This window comes from Acinetobacter sp. CIP 64.7, assembly GCF_000369745.1.
In the GTDB taxonomy this organism is placed as follows: Bacteria; Pseudomonadota; Gammaproteobacteria; order Pseudomonadales; family Moraxellaceae; genus Acinetobacter; species Acinetobacter fasciculus.
This window is the reverse complement of sequence record NZ_KB850179.1, coordinates 924,983-945,402: the sequence shown is the minus strand read 5'-3', so window position 1 is coordinate 945,402 and position 20,420 is coordinate 924,983. Positions and strand designations below refer to the sequence as shown.

The 20,420-nt window shown below is 41.9% G+C and carries 16 protein-coding genes and 1 pseudogene; 11 read left to right on the top strand and 6 right to left on the bottom strand.

The annotated features are described in order from the left end of the window. Window positions 1–21 precede the first annotated feature (21 nt). Window positions 22–754: pseudogene (locus tag F890_RS18210) on the bottom strand (IS5 family transposase); the annotation flags it as partial. 100 nt (window positions 755–854) lie between these two features. Beyond that, window positions 855–1,931 (bottom strand): OmpW/AlkL family protein, encoded by a 1,077-nt coding sequence (locus tag F890_RS11070; RefSeq protein WP_005251313.1) that lies wholly within the window; start codon window positions 1,929–1,931, stop codon window positions 855–857. 450 nt (window positions 1,932–2,381) lie between these two features. Between F890_RS11070 and F890_RS11065 the strand changes: the two genes are divergently transcribed. Beyond that, window positions 2,382–2,561 (top strand): hypothetical protein, encoded by a 180-nt coding sequence (locus tag F890_RS11065; protein ID WP_004646507.1) that lies wholly within the window; start codon window positions 2,382–2,384, stop codon window positions 2,559–2,561. Between the two features lie 288 nt (window positions 2,562–2,849). Here the strand turns inward: F890_RS11065 and F890_RS11055 are convergent, their stop codons facing one another. After that, the gene (locus tag F890_RS11055; RefSeq protein ID WP_004279675.1) at window positions 2,850–3,638 is read right to left on the bottom strand and encodes an A1S_2505 family phage non-structural protein; all 789 of its coding nucleotides are present in this window, start codon (window positions 3,636–3,638) and stop codon (window positions 2,850–2,852) included. 362 nt (window positions 3,639–4,000) lie between these two features. On the opposite strand from F890_RS11055, the gene uvrB reads away from it, so the two are divergent. Further along, window positions 4,001–6,022, top strand: coding sequence for an excinuclease ABC subunit UvrB (gene uvrB / locus F890_RS11050; RefSeq protein WP_004279676.1), 2,022 nt, complete (start codon window positions 4,001–4,003; stop codon window positions 6,020–6,022). A 144-nt stretch (window positions 6,023–6,166) separates the two neighbouring features. Beyond that, the gene (locus F890_RS11045; RefSeq protein WP_004279677.1) at window positions 6,167–6,754 is read left to right on the top strand and encodes a lipocalin family protein; all 588 of its coding nucleotides are present in this window, start codon (window positions 6,167–6,169) and stop codon (window positions 6,752–6,754) included. A 32-nt stretch (window positions 6,755–6,786) separates the two neighbouring features. Here the strand turns inward: F890_RS11045 and F890_RS11040 are convergent, their stop codons facing one another. After that, a complete protein-coding gene (locus tag F890_RS11040; protein ID WP_081398964.1) occupies window positions 6,787–7,755 on the bottom strand; it encodes an IS30 family transposase in 969 nt (322 codons plus the stop codon). 251 nt (window positions 7,756–8,006) lie between these two features. Between F890_RS11040 and rarD the strand changes: the two genes are divergently transcribed. The 5 genes from rarD to proB all read left to right on the top strand — a co-directional run bounded on the left by rarD (window position 8,007) and on the right by proB (window position 13,993). Continuing rightward, on the top strand, window positions 8,007–8,939 hold the full coding sequence (gene rarD, locus F890_RS11035) for an EamA family transporter RarD (RefSeq protein ID WP_004279678.1): 933 nt from the start codon (window positions 8,007–8,009) through the stop codon (window positions 8,937–8,939). Window positions 8,940–9,190: 251 nt separating this feature from the next. Further along, window positions 9,191–10,648, top strand: coding sequence for a glyceraldehyde-3-phosphate dehydrogenase (locus tag F890_RS11030; protein WP_004279679.1), 1,458 nt, complete (start codon window positions 9,191–9,193; stop codon window positions 10,646–10,648). Between the two features lie 185 nt (window positions 10,649–10,833). After that, on the top strand, window positions 10,834–11,208 hold the full coding sequence (locus tag F890_RS11025) for a winged helix-turn-helix transcriptional regulator (RefSeq protein ID WP_004279680.1): 375 nt from the start codon (window positions 10,834–10,836) through the stop codon (window positions 11,206–11,208). A gap of 406 nt (window positions 11,209–11,614) precedes the next feature. Further along, window positions 11,615–12,832 carry an Obg family GTPase CgtA gene (cgtA, locus tag F890_RS11020; protein WP_004279681.1) on the top strand — a complete coding sequence of 406 codons (1,218 nt, stop codon included), beginning with the start codon at window positions 11,615–11,617 and terminating at the stop codon, window positions 12,830–12,832. Window positions 12,833–12,859: 27 nt separating this feature from the next. Further along, entirely contained in the window at window positions 12,860–13,993 is a 1,134-nt protein-coding gene (gene proB / locus F890_RS11015; RefSeq protein WP_004279682.1) for a glutamate 5-kinase, read from the top strand. A 75-nt stretch (window positions 13,994–14,068) separates the two neighbouring features. Here proB and F890_RS11010 read toward each other — a convergent pair whose 3' ends face one another. Both F890_RS11010 and F890_RS11005 read right to left on the bottom strand, forming a co-directional pair. After that, window positions 14,069–14,665 carry a phosphatase PAP2 family protein gene (locus F890_RS11010; protein ID WP_004279704.1) on the bottom strand — a complete coding sequence of 199 codons (597 nt, stop codon included), beginning with the start codon at window positions 14,663–14,665 and terminating at the stop codon, window positions 14,069–14,071. A 164-nt stretch (window positions 14,666–14,829) separates the two neighbouring features. Further along, a complete protein-coding gene (locus tag F890_RS11005; RefSeq protein ID WP_004279706.1) occupies window positions 14,830–15,534 on the bottom strand; it encodes an SIMPL domain-containing protein in 705 nt (234 codons plus the stop codon). Between the two features lie 475 nt (window positions 15,535–16,009). On the opposite strand from F890_RS11005, the gene F890_RS11000 reads away from it, so the two are divergent. The 3 genes from F890_RS11000 (at window position 16,010) to F890_RS10990 (ending at window position 20,385) form a co-directional block, all read left to right on the top strand. After that, window positions 16,010–17,383 carry a diaminobutyrate--2-oxoglutarate transaminase gene (locus F890_RS11000; protein WP_004279708.1) on the top strand — a complete coding sequence of 458 codons (1,374 nt, stop codon included), beginning with the start codon at window positions 16,010–16,012 and terminating at the stop codon, window positions 17,381–17,383. Between the two features lie 3 nt (window positions 17,384–17,386). Further along, a complete protein-coding gene (locus F890_RS10995; protein WP_004279709.1) occupies window positions 17,387–18,919 on the top strand; it encodes a pyridoxal phosphate-dependent decarboxylase family protein in 1,533 nt (510 codons plus the stop codon). 434 nt (window positions 18,920–19,353) lie between these two features. Continuing rightward, window positions 19,354–20,385, top strand: a complete 1,032-nt coding sequence (locus F890_RS10990; protein WP_004279710.1) for a substrate-binding domain-containing protein — start codon at window positions 19,354–19,356, stop codon at window positions 20,383–20,385. The last annotated feature ends 35 nt before the right edge of the window (window positions 20,386–20,420 follow it).

Genomic DNA, 20,420 nt, shown 5'->3' with positions numbered 1-20,420 from the left:
AATATTTCATCGAACTCAGGTTATTCTAAATCTTTTCAATTGACTGTTAATATGTTCGATTACAACTCGTATTTTTCCAATCATTTTATTGTAATTTTTCTCAGCATCAAATAAGGGTAAATTCTTCTTTTTCTTTATTGGCATCAATAATTTAAAGCCATCTTGCTCTAACCCATAGTACCCTAAATCGGTCATAACATAGTCACAATGTTTGAATTTCTTAACTGTTTTTCTTGCCAATTTAATATCATGCTGACTGCCAGACGATATATCTACTCCTATGATTTGTTTGCTCTTCGGATGATAGATCACTTGGGCTTTTAACGTATGTTTCTTCTTTTTACCACTGTAGAACTTACTCTGATTTTTTTTTCGGGCGTTCTATTAAACATTCTGTCGCATCAATAATTACCCAGTTAAATTGTTCGTCTGCTGTGGTAATGCTTCGTTTTGGCAGGGTAAAACGTCTTGATTTCATTAATGCATCTTCAACCTTTTTAATAGTTCGATTCACATTACTTTCAGCGATATGGTAATTTGCCGCCAATTCCAATTGGGTGTTGTAGCTCCGTAAGTAATTGAGTGTTAATAATAATTGATCCTCTATAGCTAAAGTATGAGGACGCCCTAATTTCTTTTTAAGTGATTCTGCTTCTTTTAAAACTTCGACCATTTCACTAAAAACTGCTCGAGGTACACCAACCAAGCGCTGGAATTCAGAATCTGAAAAACGATTTAATTTCTGATATTTCATGAAATCTATATTGAGGCAGTTTTTACTTTCGCAAGAGGTCTAATATATTAAGCCTAAAAAAACGGCCGAAGCCGTTTTAATTAAAAATCGGATATTGAGCTTAGAAACGCATACCGATCCCGGCATAGGCCAGAATCGGATTGACTTCAATATCGGCTTTAGAGCGAATCAGTTCACCTAAATTTGCATCTGTCACCGTAATTGTCGTGTCATTTTTTAGATGTGCATAAGATACTGAACCGACTGCAAACCAAGTGTCATTAAAGTCATAGCTAAAGCCGACCGTGGCCACAGGCGCGAAAGCATCGGATGCTTCAAGCTTTACTTTTGGATCGGCTTCACTTAGCTTGCCTTCAAGGGAAGCACCAGCATTGCCTTGTTTAATATTGGCAATCATATGTCCTGCAGCAATCAGGTCCTGCTCGGTACGTGAGTTAATTTCCAGTTCATTGAAATAGGCATACATCACACCTAAGCCGACATAAGGCCGGAATTTATTCACTCCGGTTTTACCAAAGTGATACTGGAATTCAAAGGCAGGTGTCCAGGCGCGGGCAGAGGCAGCCGGACCATAGGCTTCCAGATCAGTAATCTCGATATCTTTCTTCAGTATAATATCGATAGGAAGTTCAATATTGCCCAGAGTAGGGGTTGCTGTTCCCGAGAACGGTGCATAGATTTTACCTTTACCTTGCAGATCAACCTTGGGTGGAATGCCGGCTTTCATTTCAAAAGAAATATTATCGGTAAAATAGTAATTGGTCATAATGCCTAAAGTGGTGACATCATCCGCTGTCAGACCGGTACCTGGATTATCCCATTCAGATAGACCATTGATTTGAGTGGTTCCACTGATATTCGCTGGTAATGTACCTCCAGTGAAGAAACCAATCCCTTCTAATAATCCTTTCACTGTTATCTGATCGACAGAAGGATCAAGATTATTGACGACCGTATCAACATTGATAGCGCCGTTTCTATAACTTTTACCGTTTTCGACAGCAGTATTCACTTTAAATGGTTGGGCCTTGCCTTGCGGCATCACATGCAATGCACCGACTGATACCGAAAAGCGCTTAAAGCCATCTCCATCTTGCAAGCTAAAATAAGGGGAATCTGCATGTGCGACCATAGGTAAAGTGGCTAGGCCTGCCATACATGCCAGCAATGTTTTCATTGATTTGGAACTCCATGTCCAGTTTGTTTATTCGTTTTTCTAGTTCATTAATTATGTGAATTACATTAAAAAATTCAGTTATAGAACAACAGGTCAAAAGTTAATCGATGGTTGATATTGGTAAATTCTATATATTTTTTGTTTATATCTCTTGAATTTTAAGAAATGTATAGCGTGTAAATATAATTACTTTTACCTTAATAGCTTAAGTATAAAAGTGAAGGAAATTTGCTCTTGAAAGCATTAAAATTTCAATCCTATGAATTTTTATCGTAGAAGATATAGAGGAGAGTTTAGGTAAATTTTAGGCTGCATTGATTCAAGCATTTATCATCATGGGATGATTTTTTATTTTTCCAAAACAAGAGCATATGAATTTATCCAAGATCCTGCTACCCAGTCGACTGAGTTTTTTTGTACAATAGCTGCATATATTATTGAGTGAATCACATGAGCACCCAAACTCCTCCCAAAAAAAAGCCCCTGGTTAATTTACCTTTCCCGATCAAGCAAGCAGAGCAAAATGCTGCAGAAGAAGTTCTGGAAGATTTAAGACCAAGACCACAGCGTTATGCTGACCGTACCTGGATGCCACCACGTGGTACGCGCCGTTCAATGGGCAAGCGCTAATTGATCAGACTCAAAAAGCTATGATAAATCATGGCTTTTTTTGTGGAAATTTTTAGGGAGTTGATGAGTAATATTTGATTCATCTTTCGCGCAAAGAGAAAATGGTGCTCTAATTTATCCAAATCTCTTTCAATTTTATTCTTAATAAAGCAAACGAAATATTTAAGCTCTCTAAATGCCGACCAAAATAAAATCCACACCTGGTTGATTTCATATTCGACATTTTAGCCGCCCAGAAAAAAAAGCCAATTCAAACATTGGCTTTTTTTGAAAGATATTTTGATAGCACTAACGAATGCTTTTACGCGCTTTATTTTCCGGCTTCGGTGGCGCGATTTCTCTCTCGCCTTGCCAGACATCGATAAAATCTTTCTCGTTAATATTATAAAGTTCCAGTAGCGCTAAAATCACGCCTCCAAACAGCATGGCACCTTCTGAATGGCTTTGAAAATCGACCAGCTTGGTATTCAGATTATGCAGGATATCTTCAATTTCAAAGACACGTTCCCGTCCATTGCTGTCGGTCGGATAGATCTGGGTATTTAAAATAATTCTTGCCAGGCTTTTTTCATTTTCGCTCAAAGGCAGTTCTTCAATCAACTCATCGCTGGCCGGAGTTAAAATCACGGAATCGCGGAATATGGTATGTAAGAAATTTGCGCTTAATTTTGGCAGCGGCTTTTCGACAAAAGGACGGAAAGATTGCGGGAAAATGACATTGCGTGAGATGCCTTTAAACATCGGTGCAATTTCCTCGACCTTATAACCTGCGATCCCACAACCCAAGGAAGTAATAAAATATTTATTTTTAGGATGATTTTTGGTGTAAATCTTAAAGTCATCAATATAGTGCTGGATTTGTGAGAGCGGCATTTGTTGCAAATGCTCGTTCATGGTGGGAATGGCATAGCTCTGACCCGCCCAGCCACGACCCACGCCCATGACTGCACCAAAATGCTCAAGTGCCGTTCTGGCTGCTCCACCACCGTGTTGTCCAGCCAAGTTGCTGCCAAAAACAAAAACCGTATTTTCCGGAAGGGATTTAACAATACTTTCATCGTGATAGTGGTAAGTCATAATTGTCGATTCTAGGCCATCCTGATCTTCATGTTGCCCGTGAAATGAAAAGGGGTCAAGGCAAAATTGTGCCGGACTAGCCAAACAGATAGAGTATTTCACCCATAAGCCAAAACAGGATACCGAGTACGCCCAAATAAAGCTGCTGGCTGAAAATGATTAGTTTGTTCTGTATTTATTCCCTTTGTAACTGTATATTTTATTGATGATTTTTCAAACTAGAGAATGAGTCAAGCGCTAACAAATAATGAATACTAATATTGTTTTATTTTACCAAACAGAAACCTAAGCAGGGATTGAGTAATTCCAATTTACCCTCATAATAAATCAAATCTATATCCGCAGCGAAGTCAGCGAAAGCTATGAGTGATAAAAAACCCTTTGAATTAGTGACCAGTTATCAACCAGCAGGCGATCAGCCACAGGCCATTGAAAAACTTGTCAAAGGCATTGAACAGGGTTTTCATGATCAGCTTTTACTGGGGGTTACTGGGTCTGGTAAAACCTATACTATGGCCAATGTCATTGCACAGACACAGCGTCCGACCATTGTCATGGCACATAACAAAACTTTGGCTGCGCAGCTCTACGGCGAATTTAAAGCATTTTTCCCCAATAATGCCGTCGAATATTTTGTCAGTTATTATGATTATTATCAGCCGGAAGCCTATGTGCCATCTTCAGATACTTTTATCGAGAAAGATGCTGCAATTAATGACCATATTGACCAGATGCGCCTTTCTGCAACCCGTTCATTATTAGAACGTCGTGATACGATTATTGTCGCGTCGGTGTCTGCCATTTATGGTTTGGGTGATCCAAATGCCTATATGAGCATGTTGCTGCATGTGGTGGAAGGCGATCGCATTGGCCGTGATGATATTATTCGCCGTCTGGTCGAGATGCAGTATTCACGTAACGAACTGGAATTCCTGCGCGGTACTTATCGTATTCGTGGTGAAATTATTGATATTTTTCCGGCTGAATCCGATCAGGATGCGATCCGGATTGAACTGTTTGATGATGAAGTTGACTCTATCCGCTGGTTTGATCCCCTGACAGGGAAAATGGTTCGTAAAGTACCTCGTGTGACCATTTATCCTAAAAGCCACTATGTTACGCCGAAAGACAATTTATCCCGTGCGATTGAAACCATCCGAGACGAACTTAAAGAGCGACTGGTGTTCTTCCGTGAAAATGACAAACTGCTGGAAGCCCAGCGTATCGAGCAGCGCACACGCTATGATCTGGAAATGATGCAGCAATTGGGTTATACCAACGGCATTGAAAACTATTCTCGGCATTTGTCGGGCCGTTCTGCGGGTGAAGCGCCGCCGACCTTGTTCGATTATATTCCGGATGATGCCTTGCTGATTATTGATGAGTCGCATGTGACGGTGCCGCAGATTGGTGCCATGTATAAAGGTGACCGTTCGCGTAAGGAAAATCTGGTGAATTACGGATTCCGTTTGCCGAGCGCGCTGGATAACCGTCCAATGAAATTTGAGGAATGGGAACGTATTGTGCCGACGACTGTTTATGTCAGCGCAACGCCCGCACGTTATGAGCTGGAAAAATCCCAGCAGATTGTCGAACAGGTGGTACGTCCGACTGGTCTGATCGATCCGGAAATTGAAATTCGTCCAGTTTTGACGCAGGTCGATGATGTGCTTTCCGAAATTAATTTGCGTAAAGATATTAATGAGCGGGTACTGGTCACAACCTTGACCAAGCGCATGGCCGAAGATTTAACTTCTTATTTGAAAGAATACGGGATTAAGGTCGCTTATTTACACTCCGATATCGATACCGTCGAGCGGGTCAAAATCATTCATGAACTGCGTACCGGGGTGCATGATGTACTGGTCGGGATTAACCTGCTGCGTGAAGGGCTGGATATGCCGGAAGTGTCACTGGTTGCCATTCTGGATGCAGATAAAGAGGGATTTCTGCGTTCTGAGCGCTCTCTCATTCAGACCATTGGCCGCGCTGCGCGTAACCTGAAAGGTAAGGCGATTTTGTATGCTGATCGCATTACTGATTCGATGCAGAAAGCCATTGAGGAGACGGATCGTCGTCGTGCCAAGCAGATTCAGTTTAATGAAGAACATGGCATTACGCCGCGCAGTGCAGTGCGTCAGGTGATCAAGGAAATTGATACTGGTGAAGTATTGGATGATGATTCAATTGAATTGAAAGTCTCGGATCAGGCACGTGCGATCAGTGCCGATGAGCGGCATATCATGGCAGATCCGAAAATGTTTGCGAAACACATTAACAAGCTTGAAAAGGAAATGCTGAAAGCGTCAAAAGAGCTTCAGTTTGAGCAGGCTGCGCGTATGCGTGATGAAATTGTGCGTTTAAAAGCCCAGATGTTTGATTGATTTTTGTTGCATTAAATCTTATTTAAATGACGTAAAATCAATCACAAACCAAACATAATGTAACAAATTTAGGAATTGGATAAAGCTATTGTATGAACAGAAATTTTTAAATAAATATTTTGTGAACATGCAATAGGTATCTTTATGACAACTCAAAAATTTTCACGTACTGGATTAAAGCTGGCAAAAATTGCGGTGGGTAGTGCGGTTCTTCTTGGTTTGGGCGCCGCTACCATGGCTTATGCGAAAGACGAGCCATTACCGACCATTGAGAAAGTTGAGCTGGACCGTTATCTGGGAACATGGTACGAAGTAGCACGCAAACCTTTGTATTTTCAAAACAAGTGTGATCGCGATGTCACAGCGACCTATACTTTAAATGAAAATGGCAATATCGTGGTGGATAACCGCTGCATTAAAAAAGATGGTGGACAAACCCAGTCATTGGGCGAGGCATTTGTGCAAAATCCACCGCAGAATACCAAGTTAAAAGTCAGTTTCTTACCAGACTTTATTCGTTGGATTCCGGTCGCTCGTGGCGATTATTGGGTCTTAAAACTGGATGAAAATTATCAAACTGTTCTGGTCGGTGAGCCAAAACGTAAATATATGTGGATACTCTCACGTGATCCGCAATTGGATAAAAATGTGGTGAATGAATATTTACAATATGCACAGTCGGTGGGCTATGACCTGAGTGATGTAATTCATACCAAACAAACTCAAAGATAAAAATATCGTCTTAATGGAAACCATGGGCGAATTCAAACATGAGGTGCGACAGTTTGAAAAGTCTTATGATAATCAACAAGCTGAGCAAATTTCTCTAATGGTGTAAGCCAATCTAACGCTTTTCTAGGACGAGTATTCAGTGACATGGCAACTTGATTTAAATAATGCTGATCTGCCTGATTTAAATCAATCCCTTTAGGTAAATATTGCCTAATTAAACCATTCATATTTTCGCATGTGCCTTTTTGCCAGGGTGAATGTGGGTCACAGAAATATACATCTATGCCTAAATCTTCTTCAAGTATTTTATGTTCTGCCATCTCGCGTCCACGGTCATAGGTCAACGTTTTACGCAGTTCTGCAGGTAAATATTTCAGAGCTTCAGTTAAAGCCTTGCGCACTGATTCTGCCTTTGCATCAGGTAATGTTGCCAAGATACAGAGCCGTGTATTTCGTTCAATAAGTGTTGCTATCGAACTTTTATTGTCTTTACCTTTAATTAAATCAGCTTCCCAATGACCCGGTATTTTTCTTTCTTGAACTTCGGCTGGGCGCTCATGAATAGTTTTAATATCCTGTAATATAGAATCTTTTTTAGGTTCACCGTTAGCTTTTCGCTTTTTATTTTCATGACGCAGACAGGATAATAAGTCTTTTTTCAACTCACCCTTTGGTAATGCTCGTATCGTTGAATAAATCGTTGTATGGCTTACATTCATTGTTTGATCCAAATCAGGAAATGTCTTTAAACGCTTTGCTATTTGCTGAGGAGACCATAAACAACGGATCGCTTCAACAATAAATTTCCAGAGGATTGAATCGATTTTGAGTTTTCTGTGACCACGTCTACGTCTAGCGAAGGTGTTATCAGAAGCATATTGAGCTTGATAAACGTCATTGATGCTATTTCTTTTAAGCTCACGATAGATCGTACTAGGATGTCTTTTAATGAGTTCAGCAAATTTTCTGGCTGAAAAGCCTTCTTTTCTTGACTCAAGCATTAATGCAGTACGATCTTCAAAGTTAAGATGATGGTATGACAATTTTATATACTCCATAAACCCTTTAAATTAATTAGGTGGTTTATGTCGCACTTCAAGTTTTACTCTGCCATGCTATGGCATGGTTTTTTATTTTATGTGTCAAAAGACAATCTAAAATCGAGAGATAGCTACATTTTAAATGGATGAAGCATCAAGCTTTCTATTGTACTAATCGTTATAATGCCGGCGAATGAAATTAGAGTTTAACTATGTATAAAGGCATCGCGTTATCTGTCTTGGCCTCTGTGGTTTTTGGAGTGCTGTATGTATTTACGCCTTTTTTACAGCCTTTAGATAGTGAACAGACCTTTGCATGGCGCATGCTGGCGACCTTACCATTCCTCACAGCCTTCATGTGGTGGTCGGGTGATCTGAAACATATCAGCAGTATTTTTAAGCGGGTATTACGACAGCCTTCATTTTTGATCTGGTTGCTGATTAGTTCGCTGTTATGTACTACACAATTGTGGTTGTTTTTATGGGGCCCTATCAATGGGCGTGGCCTCGAAGTCTCACTCGGTTATTTTCTCCTGCCTCTGGTGATGGTGCTGGTCGGCTGTGTGCTTTATAAAGAAAAATTATCATCCTTCCAGATGGTTGCTGTTGCTCTGGCAATGTTGGGGGTAGGACATGAAATCTGGCGGATCGGTTCAATCGCATGGGAAACGGTCTATGTCGCTTTAGCTTATCCACTTTATTTCTTTATGCGGCGTAAATTCGCGACCGATCATCTTGGTGGATTCTGGTGGGATCTATTTCTGATTTTGCCTGTGGCATTTTATTTGGGCTTTATTTACAGTGATTCCATGCCGCTCATGTTGAATCATTCTCACTTGATCTTGGCAGTTCTTGGATTAGGCTTTTTAAGTGCGCTCGGTTTAGGTAGCTATATTTTGGCTAGCCGATATTTACCTTTTGTCATCTTTGGGCTGTTGAGTTATCTGGAGCCGGTACTGCTCGCTTTTGCCTCGATGGCACTGGGTGAGCGTGTGGAATCAGGTGAATGGCTGACCTATATTCCAATCTGGCTAGCTGTTTTACTGCTGGTTGTGGAAGGAATATTGCATTTGCTGAAGCAGCGTAAACAGCAATTAGCCCTTAAGAAAAATCTGGAAAACTATCAGGACCGGCTCAACTCTTAAAATTAAAAAGAGATTGAATGAATAAACAACATTTAACAAATTTGTGCCAGGTACTGAAAAATAGTGGTCTTTAGCATTTTCGAATGCAAAATCATTCAGCTAATTACAACTATTTTTGAAATTTATAGTGAATATACGTTAAAAACTACCCGTCTCAACGAGCTTTTGATTCAAACTTGCGGCCAATTCCATTACAATTGTCGGGTTTAGAAATTTATGCTTAGATTTACAATTAATTAGAGGACGTATCTGTGAGCAAAGACACTATTGTTGCCCTCCATGCAGAACACCAAGGTCGCTGGAAAAACCGTGAAGAACTTGCGGAACGTATGATTGCCCTTGTTGGCCAGTTATATCGTGAAAAAAATATTGTAGCTACAGTTTATGGTCGCTCTTTAATTAACCGTTCTGTGATTCAGATTTTGAAAGCACACCGCCGTACTCGCGTACTGGACGTTGAACTTTCTGTAGTTGATACTTTCCCAATTCTTGAAGCATTGGTGAAAGTAGAAAACATCGGTTCTGCTGAAGTTGATCTGGGTAAACTTGCTGTTGAATTTAAAGAAAAAGGCGGCGACATCGATGCATTTGTTGCAGACGCTGTTAAATCGATCGAAGGCAATGCTGCTGCTGTAGAACATAAAGATGTGGTTCTTTATGGTTTCGGTCGTATCGGTCGTATCCTGGCACGTTTGATGATTGGTCAATCAGGTCTGGGTCGTGGTCTTAGCCTGAAAGCAATCGTGGTTCGTAAATCATCGGATGGTGATTTGGAAAAACGTGCTTCTTTACTTCGTCGTGACTCTATTCATGGTCCATTTGCAGGCACAATTTCTGTAGATGAAGAAAACGAAGCAATCATTGCCAACGGTAACTTCATCAAAGTGATTTATGCATCGAATCCTTCTGAAGTGGATTACACTGCATACGGTATCAACAATGCACTTGTGATCGACAATACAGGTAAATGGCGTGATGCTGAAGGTCTTGCTCAACACCTTAAATGTCCGGGCGCTGCTCGTGTGATTCTAACTGCACCTGGTAAAGGTGACATGAAGAACGTGGTTTACGGTGTAAACCAGGCGGACATCCTTGATGAAGATACCATCATCTCTGCTGCAAGCTGTACGACTAACGCAATTACACCTACACTGAAAGTATTGCATGATAAATACACAGTGTTGAATGGTCATGTTGAAACAGTTCACTCGTTCACAAACGACCAGAACTTGATCGACAACTACCATAAAGCTGACCGTCGTGGCCGTGCTGCAACATTGAATATGGTCATTACTGAAACTGGTGCAGCGAAAGCAGTAGCGAAAGCGCTTCCAGCTCTTCAAGGTAAATTGACAGGTAACTCTGTACGTGTACCTACACCAAACGTATCGCTTGCAATTCTTAACCTGACTTTAGGTCAAGACGTTGATCGTGATGAAGTGAACGAATACATTCGTCAGATTTCAATCGGTTCTAGCCTGCAAGGTCAAATCGGTTATACCAACTCGACTGAAGTAGTATCTTCTGACTTTATTGGTTCACGCACTGCAGGTGTATTCGACGCGCAAGCAACGATCACTTCAGGCAACCGTTTAACTGCTTATGTTTGGTACGATAATGAAGTGGGTTATAGCTGCCAGGTATTGCGTATTGCTGAACAAATGGGCGGCGTAAGCTATCCAAAAGTTCCTGCTGAAACTAATGCATAATTAGTATTTAGCTAAAAAAAAGAGCCTCAATTGAGGCTCTTTTTTTATGATTTTTTTATTTAAAGTGAACTTTCTTAATCTAATAAGAATCAACAAATTTACTTGCTGGCGAAATATGAATTTGATAACTTACAAAGAGTAAGTATATTAAAATGAGTAAGTAATAAAAATATGGTGAGAATAGTATGACAAATTATGCAATCAGCCCGTTACTGGGGCAGGTTTTATCAACTGAATGTCCATCACGTGAGATATTGGAACACCTTGCCAATAAATGGTCGGTCTTGGTTTTGCGTTGCTTAAGTGAAGGGGTGCATCGTTTTAGTGAACTGAAACAACGCATTGAAGGGGTAAGTGAAAAAATGCTCTCCCAGACTTTAAAAATGCTGGAACAGGATGGTTTTATTTTGAGAACGGTTTATCCGGTGGTACCGCCAAAAGTGGAATATCAATTGACGATTACCGGTTCGCAAGCGGCTGAAAAAATCATGTATTTAATTGGCTGGATTGAAAAAAGTCTGCCAGATATTTTAGAACATAAACAAAATGTTATTAAATAGTTTTCATTAAATGGCAGGAATGCAGTGTTTGTGAAAATACAAAATTTGGACTTATCTTGGTTTATATAAAATACTGATTTTAAAAGGTGTCTGCATCAGAATATCTTCTTGTAAATACGGTTTTTGAAAATTTACTTCTCTATAAATTATTTTAAAATCATCAAGAAATTCACAAAAAGAATTTCCAGAATAGGGGATAGTACTAGGGCAAAAGCGCTTGATTTCCTACCACTTCTTTTCCATCTTTAAAGCATTCTTTCTCCAAATCTATGCCTTAGATAGATCAAATAGGCTCGGTGAAAAAATGACTGAGTAAGATTTATGGGATTGCTGCATAATTCTATTCGAGAAATTCTTTAAAATATGGCAGAATATGGGGTTTTAAAGTTTTTAGAGGATTGGCAATATGCGCTTTGTTGATGAAGCAGTCATTACCGTAGAGGCTGGCGACGGTGGCAATGGCGTAGCCAGTTTTCGCCGTGAAAAATTCGTGCCATTTGGTGGTCCAGATGGTGGTGATGGTGGTCGTGGCGGCAGCATTTATATTCAGGCTGACGACGACACCAGTACGCTAGTTGATTATCGTTATACACGTAAATATCGTGCAGAACGAGCAAAAAATGGCCGTGGGGCGAACTGTGCTGGTCGTGGCGGTGAAGATACCGTATTAAAAGTTCCGGTAGGAACAACAATTGTAGATGTTGAGTCTGGTGACATTATTGGCGACTTGATCGAAGACGGTCAACGCGTGAAAGTTGCAGCAGGCGGTGATGGTGGTTTAGGTAATACCCACTTTAAATCATCGACCAACCGTTCACCACGTAAGTGTACGCATGGTCAAAAAGGTGAATTCCGTGAAATCCGTCTAGAGCTTAAAGTTCTGGCAGATGTCGGCTTGCTGGGTATGCCAAATGCGGGTAAATCGACCTTCATTCGTGCTGTGTCAGCGGCAAAACCAAAAGTTGCAGATTATCCATTTACCACCATGGTGCCAAACCTGGGTGTGGTCGATGCTGACAGTCACCGTTCATTCGTGATGGCGGATATTCCAGGTCTGATCGAAGGCGCATCTGAAGGTGCAGGTCTTGGGATTCGCTTCCTGAAGCACTTGGCGCGTACCCGTATCTTGTTGCACATCGTTGACGTACAACCGATTGATGGCTCAGATCCGGCACACAATGCCAAAGCAATTATGAAAGAGTTAGAAAATTTCTCCCCAACGCTTTCAAAACTGCCGATCGTATTGGTGCTGAACAAAGTCGATCAGTTGGCTGAAGAAACACGTGAAGAATGGTGCACCCATATTCTTGAAGAATTACAGTGGGAAGGCCCAGTTTTTGAAACTTCTGGCTTAACGGCTGAAGGCACCAAAGACGTAGTTTACTACCTGATGGATCAGATCGAAGAGCAACGTGAACGCGAAGCTGAAGATCCAGAATATGCAGCAGAAATGAAAGCATTCCGTGATCAGCTTGAAGCTGAAACACGAGAACAAACCATCGCTGCAAAAGAAGCGTATCGTGAGATGCGTCGTCAGCAACGTCTTGCCGGTATTCTGGGCGATGATGAAGATGATGAAGATGGCGATGATGATAGTGATGTGGAAGTGTACTACGTACGCTAATCTCTGAGAGAAGAGTCTGAGGACAAGATGATAGAAGTGGTAGATGGGCAGCGTCAGCTCAAGGGTTGTAAACGAATCGTTGTTAAAATCGGATCATCTTTACTCACAGCAAATGGACAAGGTTTAGATTTAGATGCCATCTCGCATTGGGCGGGACAAATCGCAGATCTACACAATGCAGGACACGAGATTATTCTGGTGTCTTCCGGTGCTGTGGCTGAAGGTATGGTGCGAATGAAACTTGAGAATCGACCCACCGATCTACCCAGTCTTCAGGCTTGTGCTGCCATCGGTCAGATGGGTCTGATCCATACTTGGTCAAGCGTACTAGAGAAACACCAGATTCGAACTGCGCAAGTATTGTTAACCCATGATGATCTGGCAGATCGTCGTCGTTATCTCAATTCATGTGATGCTTTGCAGAACCTGATTGACTGGCGTGTGATTCCGGTGATCAATGAAAATGATACTGTTTCGACTGACGAAATTCGCTTTGGTGACAACGACACACTTGCTGCGATGGTTGCGGGTCAGGTGCATGCAGACCTTCTGATTATCTTAACGGATCAGGAAGGGATGTTTGACTCAGACCCGCGGTCTAATCCAGATGCCAAACTGTTCCATACCGTACGTGCGATGGATGAAAGTCTGTTTGATATGGCCGGTGGAGGCGGTAAATTTGGTCGTGGTGGCATGCTGACCAAAGTTCGTGCTGCACGTCTGGCTGCAAAGTCGGGCTGTCCGACCTTAATTGCAAGTGGTGATAGTGATGGTGTTCTATCACGTCTAATGTCTGGCGAATTGTTAGGCACCTTATTTGTCACTGACAAAGACCGGATGACAGCGCATCAGCAATGGTTGGCGGCTCACTTGCAAACCGCAGGTCGTTTGGTGATTGATGATGGTGCAGTAAAAGCCATTAAAGACAATCATCGTAGCTTGTTGCCTGTAGGCGTCAAAGCTGTTGAAGGTCACTTCGAACGTGGTGATGTGGTGGAATGTGTTGATACACAAGGTCACCGGATTGCTGTAGGGCGTGTCAATTTCAGTTCGCGTTCAGCAGATATCGTTCGTGGTCTGGCATCGGATAAAGTACATCAGGTGTTAGGTGAAGCACGTTCACTAGAAATGATTCATCGCAATCATATGGCGATTTATTGAGTTATTCAGATTCAAGTTTAGAGATTCAAAAAGTCCCGCTTTCGAGCGGGATTTTTTATGACATTTTAATTATATTTATTTAATCCAGCCCATTCGAATTAAAGGCGAAAATAACCAATAATGAATACCCAAAATAAAGTTCATGATTTGATTCTCATATTTCCACCACAATGGTAATCCAGCTAAATTTACTGTTATTGCCATCAGAAACGCACCCAGCATATCAATCGGAAAATGCACACCGACATAAACACGCGACCACGCTACCAGCCAAGCTGTCCAGATTAGAATTCTTCCCAAGTCTCGCTGCGGTGAAAAATAATAGGCGAAGGCAATCCCACTAAAAATACTCATATGGTTGCTGGGAAAAGAACCAGTCGGTGCATGTTCAATCAGGGTGCGACCAACATCCATCACAAACGGGCGTGGGGTATTGAGTACCGCAGACAATACTTCACTCATCAATAATGTAATAGCTGTAAAGATGAAGGCTTTAATAATCCCTGTTTTTACTTCGTAACTACCACGGAACCAAGCAATAGCAAAAATCAGCAAAAAGAGATAAACCAGGTCATGCGCAATCAGGGAGGCATAGTTGATCATCCAGATTGAGGCTTGGTCGGGTACATTTAAGATATGAAACAGGTAAAGATTCAGTTGGTCAAGGGACATGAGCAGAGAGGACTGGAACAAATGTCCGTTACTCTAAACCGGTCAAACCTCAATTCCTACCTGAGTTTGTATGAATTTGTAGCCTCGCTTTTTAAAGAATATTCACATGATAAAAAACCACTCAAAAGAGTGGTTCTTAAAAGTCTGAATAATATAATGAGGTCTTATTTAAACTGAATCGCTCCATTCGCGCTGACGGCCATTTGCGATTCGCCTGCTGCAACTTCCTGCTCAGGAACCGCCATATCAGCCGATGCAGATTTCATCATGGCCATACGCGGTACTGGCTGTGGTGAATAATTGTTAGTATTCAGGTTTAAGTTCACCAGTTGATAACTCGGTTTGTTCCAGGTCTGGGTGAGTGCCTGTGCGCGTTGCTGGAAGTTTTTGGTGGCTTCAATCATCAGCTCGCTTTCAACTTTTTTACGCTTTTCGTCAGATACCTTGAAATTAATCGACTGGGTCTGGAAGTGCTGTTGTAATTCAGCAATCAATTGAGATGTCGCTTTAAAATCTTTTGATTCCAGACGAATCTGGGCACGACCACGCCATTCTTTTAATTTGCGGTTGTCATTGTCATAAATAGGGTAAGTACTTTGTGCCCCAGTCTCGATTTTCACAGTTGGATATTTGCGTGCTGTGGCAATTGCTTGATTCATCAGCTGGTTAATTTGAGTGGCCAGTTCAGCTGGTTGTTTGTTGGATTTTTCAATATAAAGCACAGCATGCATTTCATCATTTGAGATTTCACGGCTGGCCTCTGCTGAAAGATTAACAACATTATAATTCAGAGATTCAGCAGGAGCTGCAAATGCGCCTGTGGCGAGGGTGCTGGCAAGGATCAAACTGGTAAGTGCTAAGAGACGCATGAAATTGTCCTGTTTTTCTTAAAATTGGCCATCTAAGCCGTTGTTAAAATATTAAATCTCAATTGTGATCTTTTTACGAAATATTTGTCGTAAGAGTGTTAAATTTTCTTTAATTTTATCTCATTATTTAATTTATATTTATTATTAATAATTAAATACTTAATGAATAATTTTGAGATTGATTACCTGAATGTCGCCTACGCTACAAAAAAGCATAAAAGAACACGCTTTTCTTTCTGCTGTCACACTGTAAGATGATGATTTAGGGGATGGATTAGCATGATGTTTTTTTTCGATAAAGATTAGGACAAAATGTGACTGAAAGTTGTTTATTTTCCTGAAAAATTCGGTATCATCCGCCTCCTAGTTATTCGAATACAAAACTGCTAGCTAGAACCTTTATAAAGCGCCGAGTCAAAGGACCAAACGTCACCAGACTTATTTCTTTCACCCATATCAGAGATGGTAATTCGATATGAGCGTTACTTCTGTAAACCCTGCCACCAATTCCACAAACGAATACTACTTGACTCGCCAAAGTCAGATGGAATCGAATGTGCGTAGTTATCCACGTAAATTACCGTTAGCGATAGCGAAAGCACAAGGTTGCTGGGTTACCGATGTTGAAGGTACTGAGTACCTTGATTGTTTAGCTGGGGCAGGGACGTTGGCATTAGGCCATAATCATCCTGCGGTCATTCAAAGTATCCAGGATACGATTGCAAGCGGTTTACCATTGCATACCCTGGATCTTACTACTCCTTTAAAAGATGCTTTTACTGAAGCACTTCTTTCTTATCTTCCAGGTGGCCAAGAAGAATACTGCTTGCAGTTCTGTGGTCCATCCGGTGCAGATGCAACCGAAGCCGCGATTAAACTGGCGAAAACCTTTACCGGTCGTAGCTCAGTGATCAGCTTCTCTGGCGGTTATCACGGTATGACTCACGGTGCATTGGCAATGACAGGTAACCTGTCTGCGAAAAATGCAGTGAACGGCTTGATGCCGGGTGTACAGTTCATGCCATACCCGCATGAATACCGTTGCCCATTGGGTCTTGGTGGTGAAGCCGGTGTTGATGCCCTGACTTACTACTTTGAAAACTTCATTGAAGATGTAGAAAGTGGTGTGACCAAACCTGCAGCTGTAATTCTTGAAGCGATTCAAGGTGAAGGCGGTGTGGTAACGGCGCCAGTAAAATGGTTGCAAAAAATCCGGGAAGTGACTGAAAAACACAACATCGTATTGATTCTTGATGAAGTTCAGGCTGGTTTTGCACGTTCAGGCAAAATGTTTGCATTCGAACACGCAGGGATTGAACCTGATGTTGTAGTGATGTCTAAAGCCGTAGGTGGTAGCTTGCCGCTTGCCGTACTGGGTATTAAACGTAAGTTTGATGCTTGGCAACCTGCTGGTCATACCGGTACTTTCCGTGGTAACCAATTGGCGATGGGTACAGGTCTTGCAACGATCAATACCATTAAAGAACAGAACCTGGCTCAAAATGCACAAGAGCGTGGTGATTTCCTGCAAGCTGAACTTAAAAAACTGGCTACTGAATTCCCGTGTATCGGTAACGTGCGTGGCCGTGGTCTGATGATCGGCGTTGAAATCGTAGATGAGCGCAAAGATGCGGATCATATGGGTTCTTTACCTGCTGATGGTCAGTTGGCTGCAGCGATCCAAACCGCTTGTTTCAACAATAAATTATTGCTTGAGAAAGGTGGTCGTAACGGTACAGTGATTCGTTTACTTTGCCCGTTGATCATTACTCAAGACGAATGTGTTGAAGTGATTGCTCGTTTCAAAAAATCGGTTGCTGAAGCACTAGTTGCAGTTCGAGGCGCATAATTCATGGTAGATTTCGCAGAACATCGTAAAGCGTTACTCTGCAATGATGCTGCATCCATTGCTGACTATCAGGCTGGCATGGACCAAGCGACCAAAGCGGTTGCGGCATGGTTGCAAAACGACAAAATGTACACTGGCGGCAGCATTAACGAGCTACGCAGTGCGATTGCATTTAATCCTTCAAAAGAAGGTTTGGGTGTAGAAAAATCTCTTGAGCGTATGGTTGAGCTATTCCTCAACAAGAGCTTAAAAGTACATCATCCACATTCACTTGCGCATCTTCACTGTCCAACAATGGTGACCAGTCAGATCGCGGAAGTGCTGATTAACGCAACCAACCAGTCAATGGACTCATGGGATCAAAGCCCGGCCGGTTCGTTGATGGAAGTTCAGCTGATTGACTGGTTACGTCAAAAAGTGGGCTATGGTGCAGGTCAGGCCGGTGTATTCACTTCTGGTGGGACACAGTCTAACTTGATGGGCGTATTGCTGGCGCGTGATGCTTGCATTGCGAAAAACTGGAAAGACGAAAACGGTAATCCGTGGTCGGTTCAGCGCGATGGTATTCCTGCGGATGCGATGCGTAATGTCAAAGTCATCTGTTCTGAAAATGCACATTTCTCTGTGCAAAAGAACATGGCGATGATGGGCATGGGCTTCCAGTCAGTGGTCACTGTTCCTGTGAATGAAAATGCACAGATGGACGTAGATGCACTGGAAAAAACCATGGCGCATCTTCAGTCTGAAGGCAAGATCGTGGCATGTGTGGTGGCAACAGCGGGTACAACGGATGCTGGTGCGATTGATCCATTGAAAGCAATTCGTGAAATCACCAATAAATATGGCGCGTGGATGCACATCGATGCGGCATGGGGTGGTGCACTGATTCTATCCAATGACTATCGTTCTATGCTGGACGGGATTGAGCTGTCGGATTCGATCACGCTTGATTTCCATAAGCATTATTTTCAAACCATTTCTTGTGGCGCGTTCCTGCTGAAAGATGAAGCGAATTACCGTTTCATGCATTATGAAGCAGAGTATCTGAACTCCGCTTATGATGAAGAGCATGGCGTTCCTAACCTGGTATCGAAGTCACTACAAACGACGCGTCGTTTTGATGCATTGAAATTGTGGATGACAGTTGAAGCACTGGGCGAAGAGCTTTATGGTTCGATGATCGATCATGGCGTGAAATTAACCCGTGATGTGGCAGACTACATTAAAGCGACTGATGGTCTGGAGCTTCTGCTTGAGCCTCAATTCGCGTCTGTCTTGTTCCGTGTGGTTCCAGCGGGATATCCGGTTGAATTACTCGATACGCTCAATCAAAACGTAGCAGACGAACTGTTTGCACGTGGTGAAGCGAACATTGGTGTGACGAAAGTTGGTCAGGTTCAGTCTCTGAAAATGACTACTTTAAGCCCGGTTGCAACGCTTGATAATGTGAAGAACCTGTTGGCGCTAGTGCTTGCAGAAGCGGATCGTATCAAGGATTCAATCGCTGATGGTACCTACACGCCACCAATTGCATAAGTGATTGTGGTGTGAAAAAAGGAGATCGAAATGATCTCCTTTTTTTGTAGGCTTAAAAAATAAAAAGGTCATTTCCCAGATCGAAATTCCCCACAAAAACACGGAAGATCTGAATCCCGTTTAGCCTGTTATTTATTTGTCATAGGCTTATGTAAAACTGGGGAGCAGGATTTATCCTGAGTTCAGTTTTATAAAAATTGTTACATGTCATTGGTCTAAAATTTTTTATTGAAGTGAATGACATAAAGAACTTAATCATTGAAATCCATAAAAATTTAATCAAGAAAAAGCCGCTAGATTAAAAATCACTAAATCGTAATAAAGCTGTAACTTATCTGTCATATTCTAAAATCAAAATGCAGGTATCGAAAGAAGTACAAAACTGAATAAAAAGTGGTGTACTCCAAATTTGCATAAATGAGAGAGATACTAGAATGCGCTTTACAAATATAGCTTTAGCATTAGCAGTAACCGGGGCAACTGCTGTAACGACTGCACACGCAGCACGTGACACCATTCAAATTGCAGGTTCTTCAACTGTACTTCCATATGCCAGTATCGTGGCAGAAGAATTCGGTAATACTTTTCCACAGTTTAAAACACCAGTTGTCGGTTCTGGCGGTTCTTCAGGTGGTTTAAAGCAGTTCTGTAATGGCGTGGGTGATAACACGATTGATATCGCAAACTCTTCTCGTCAAATCAAGAGTACAGAGCTGGCAGAATGTAAAAAGAATGGCGTTAACCAAGTCCTAGAAATCAAAATTGGTTATGACGGTATTGTGTTTGCATCGAATGCAAACAAAGCGGCTTATAAACTGCGTCCACAACATGTCTTCGCTGCACTTGCTGCACAACTTCCATCAAATGGAAAAATGGTCGCTAACCCGTACACGCGTTGGAACCAAATTGACAAAGCACTTCCGAATGAACCGATCACCCTGGTAATTCCTGCGTCGAATCATGGTACGCGCGAAGTCTTCCAGGAGAAAATGGTGGATGCAGGTTGTGAAACGTATGCTGCAATTAAGTCTCTAGACAAAGATGCTAAGAAAAAAGCTTGTACAACATTCCGTAAAGATGGCCGTGTGGTTGAGATTGCCGGTGACTATACCGAAACATTGGCACGTTTAAAAACTTCTCCAAGTGCGGTAGGTGTGTTTGGCCTAGGTTTCTATGACCAGAACCGTGACCGTCTACGTGTTGCTACGGTGAACAATGTAGCGCCTTCTGAAAAGACCATCTTGAATGGTGCTTATCCGGTATCACGTCCATTGTTCTTCTATGTGAAAGGCGAGCACTTGAAATCGATCAAAGGCTTACCGCAGTTCACAGAATACTTCCTGAACAAGAAAGTATCTGGCAAAGGCTCTAAGCTGGAAAAAGCAGGTCTGATTTCAATGTCTGATAAAGAACGTGCGGCAGTCCTGGCAAATTTCAAGGCTGGTAAAGCGGTTGTTGTGAAGTAATAAATGATTTTGAAAACGCTGGTGGTAGGGTCAAC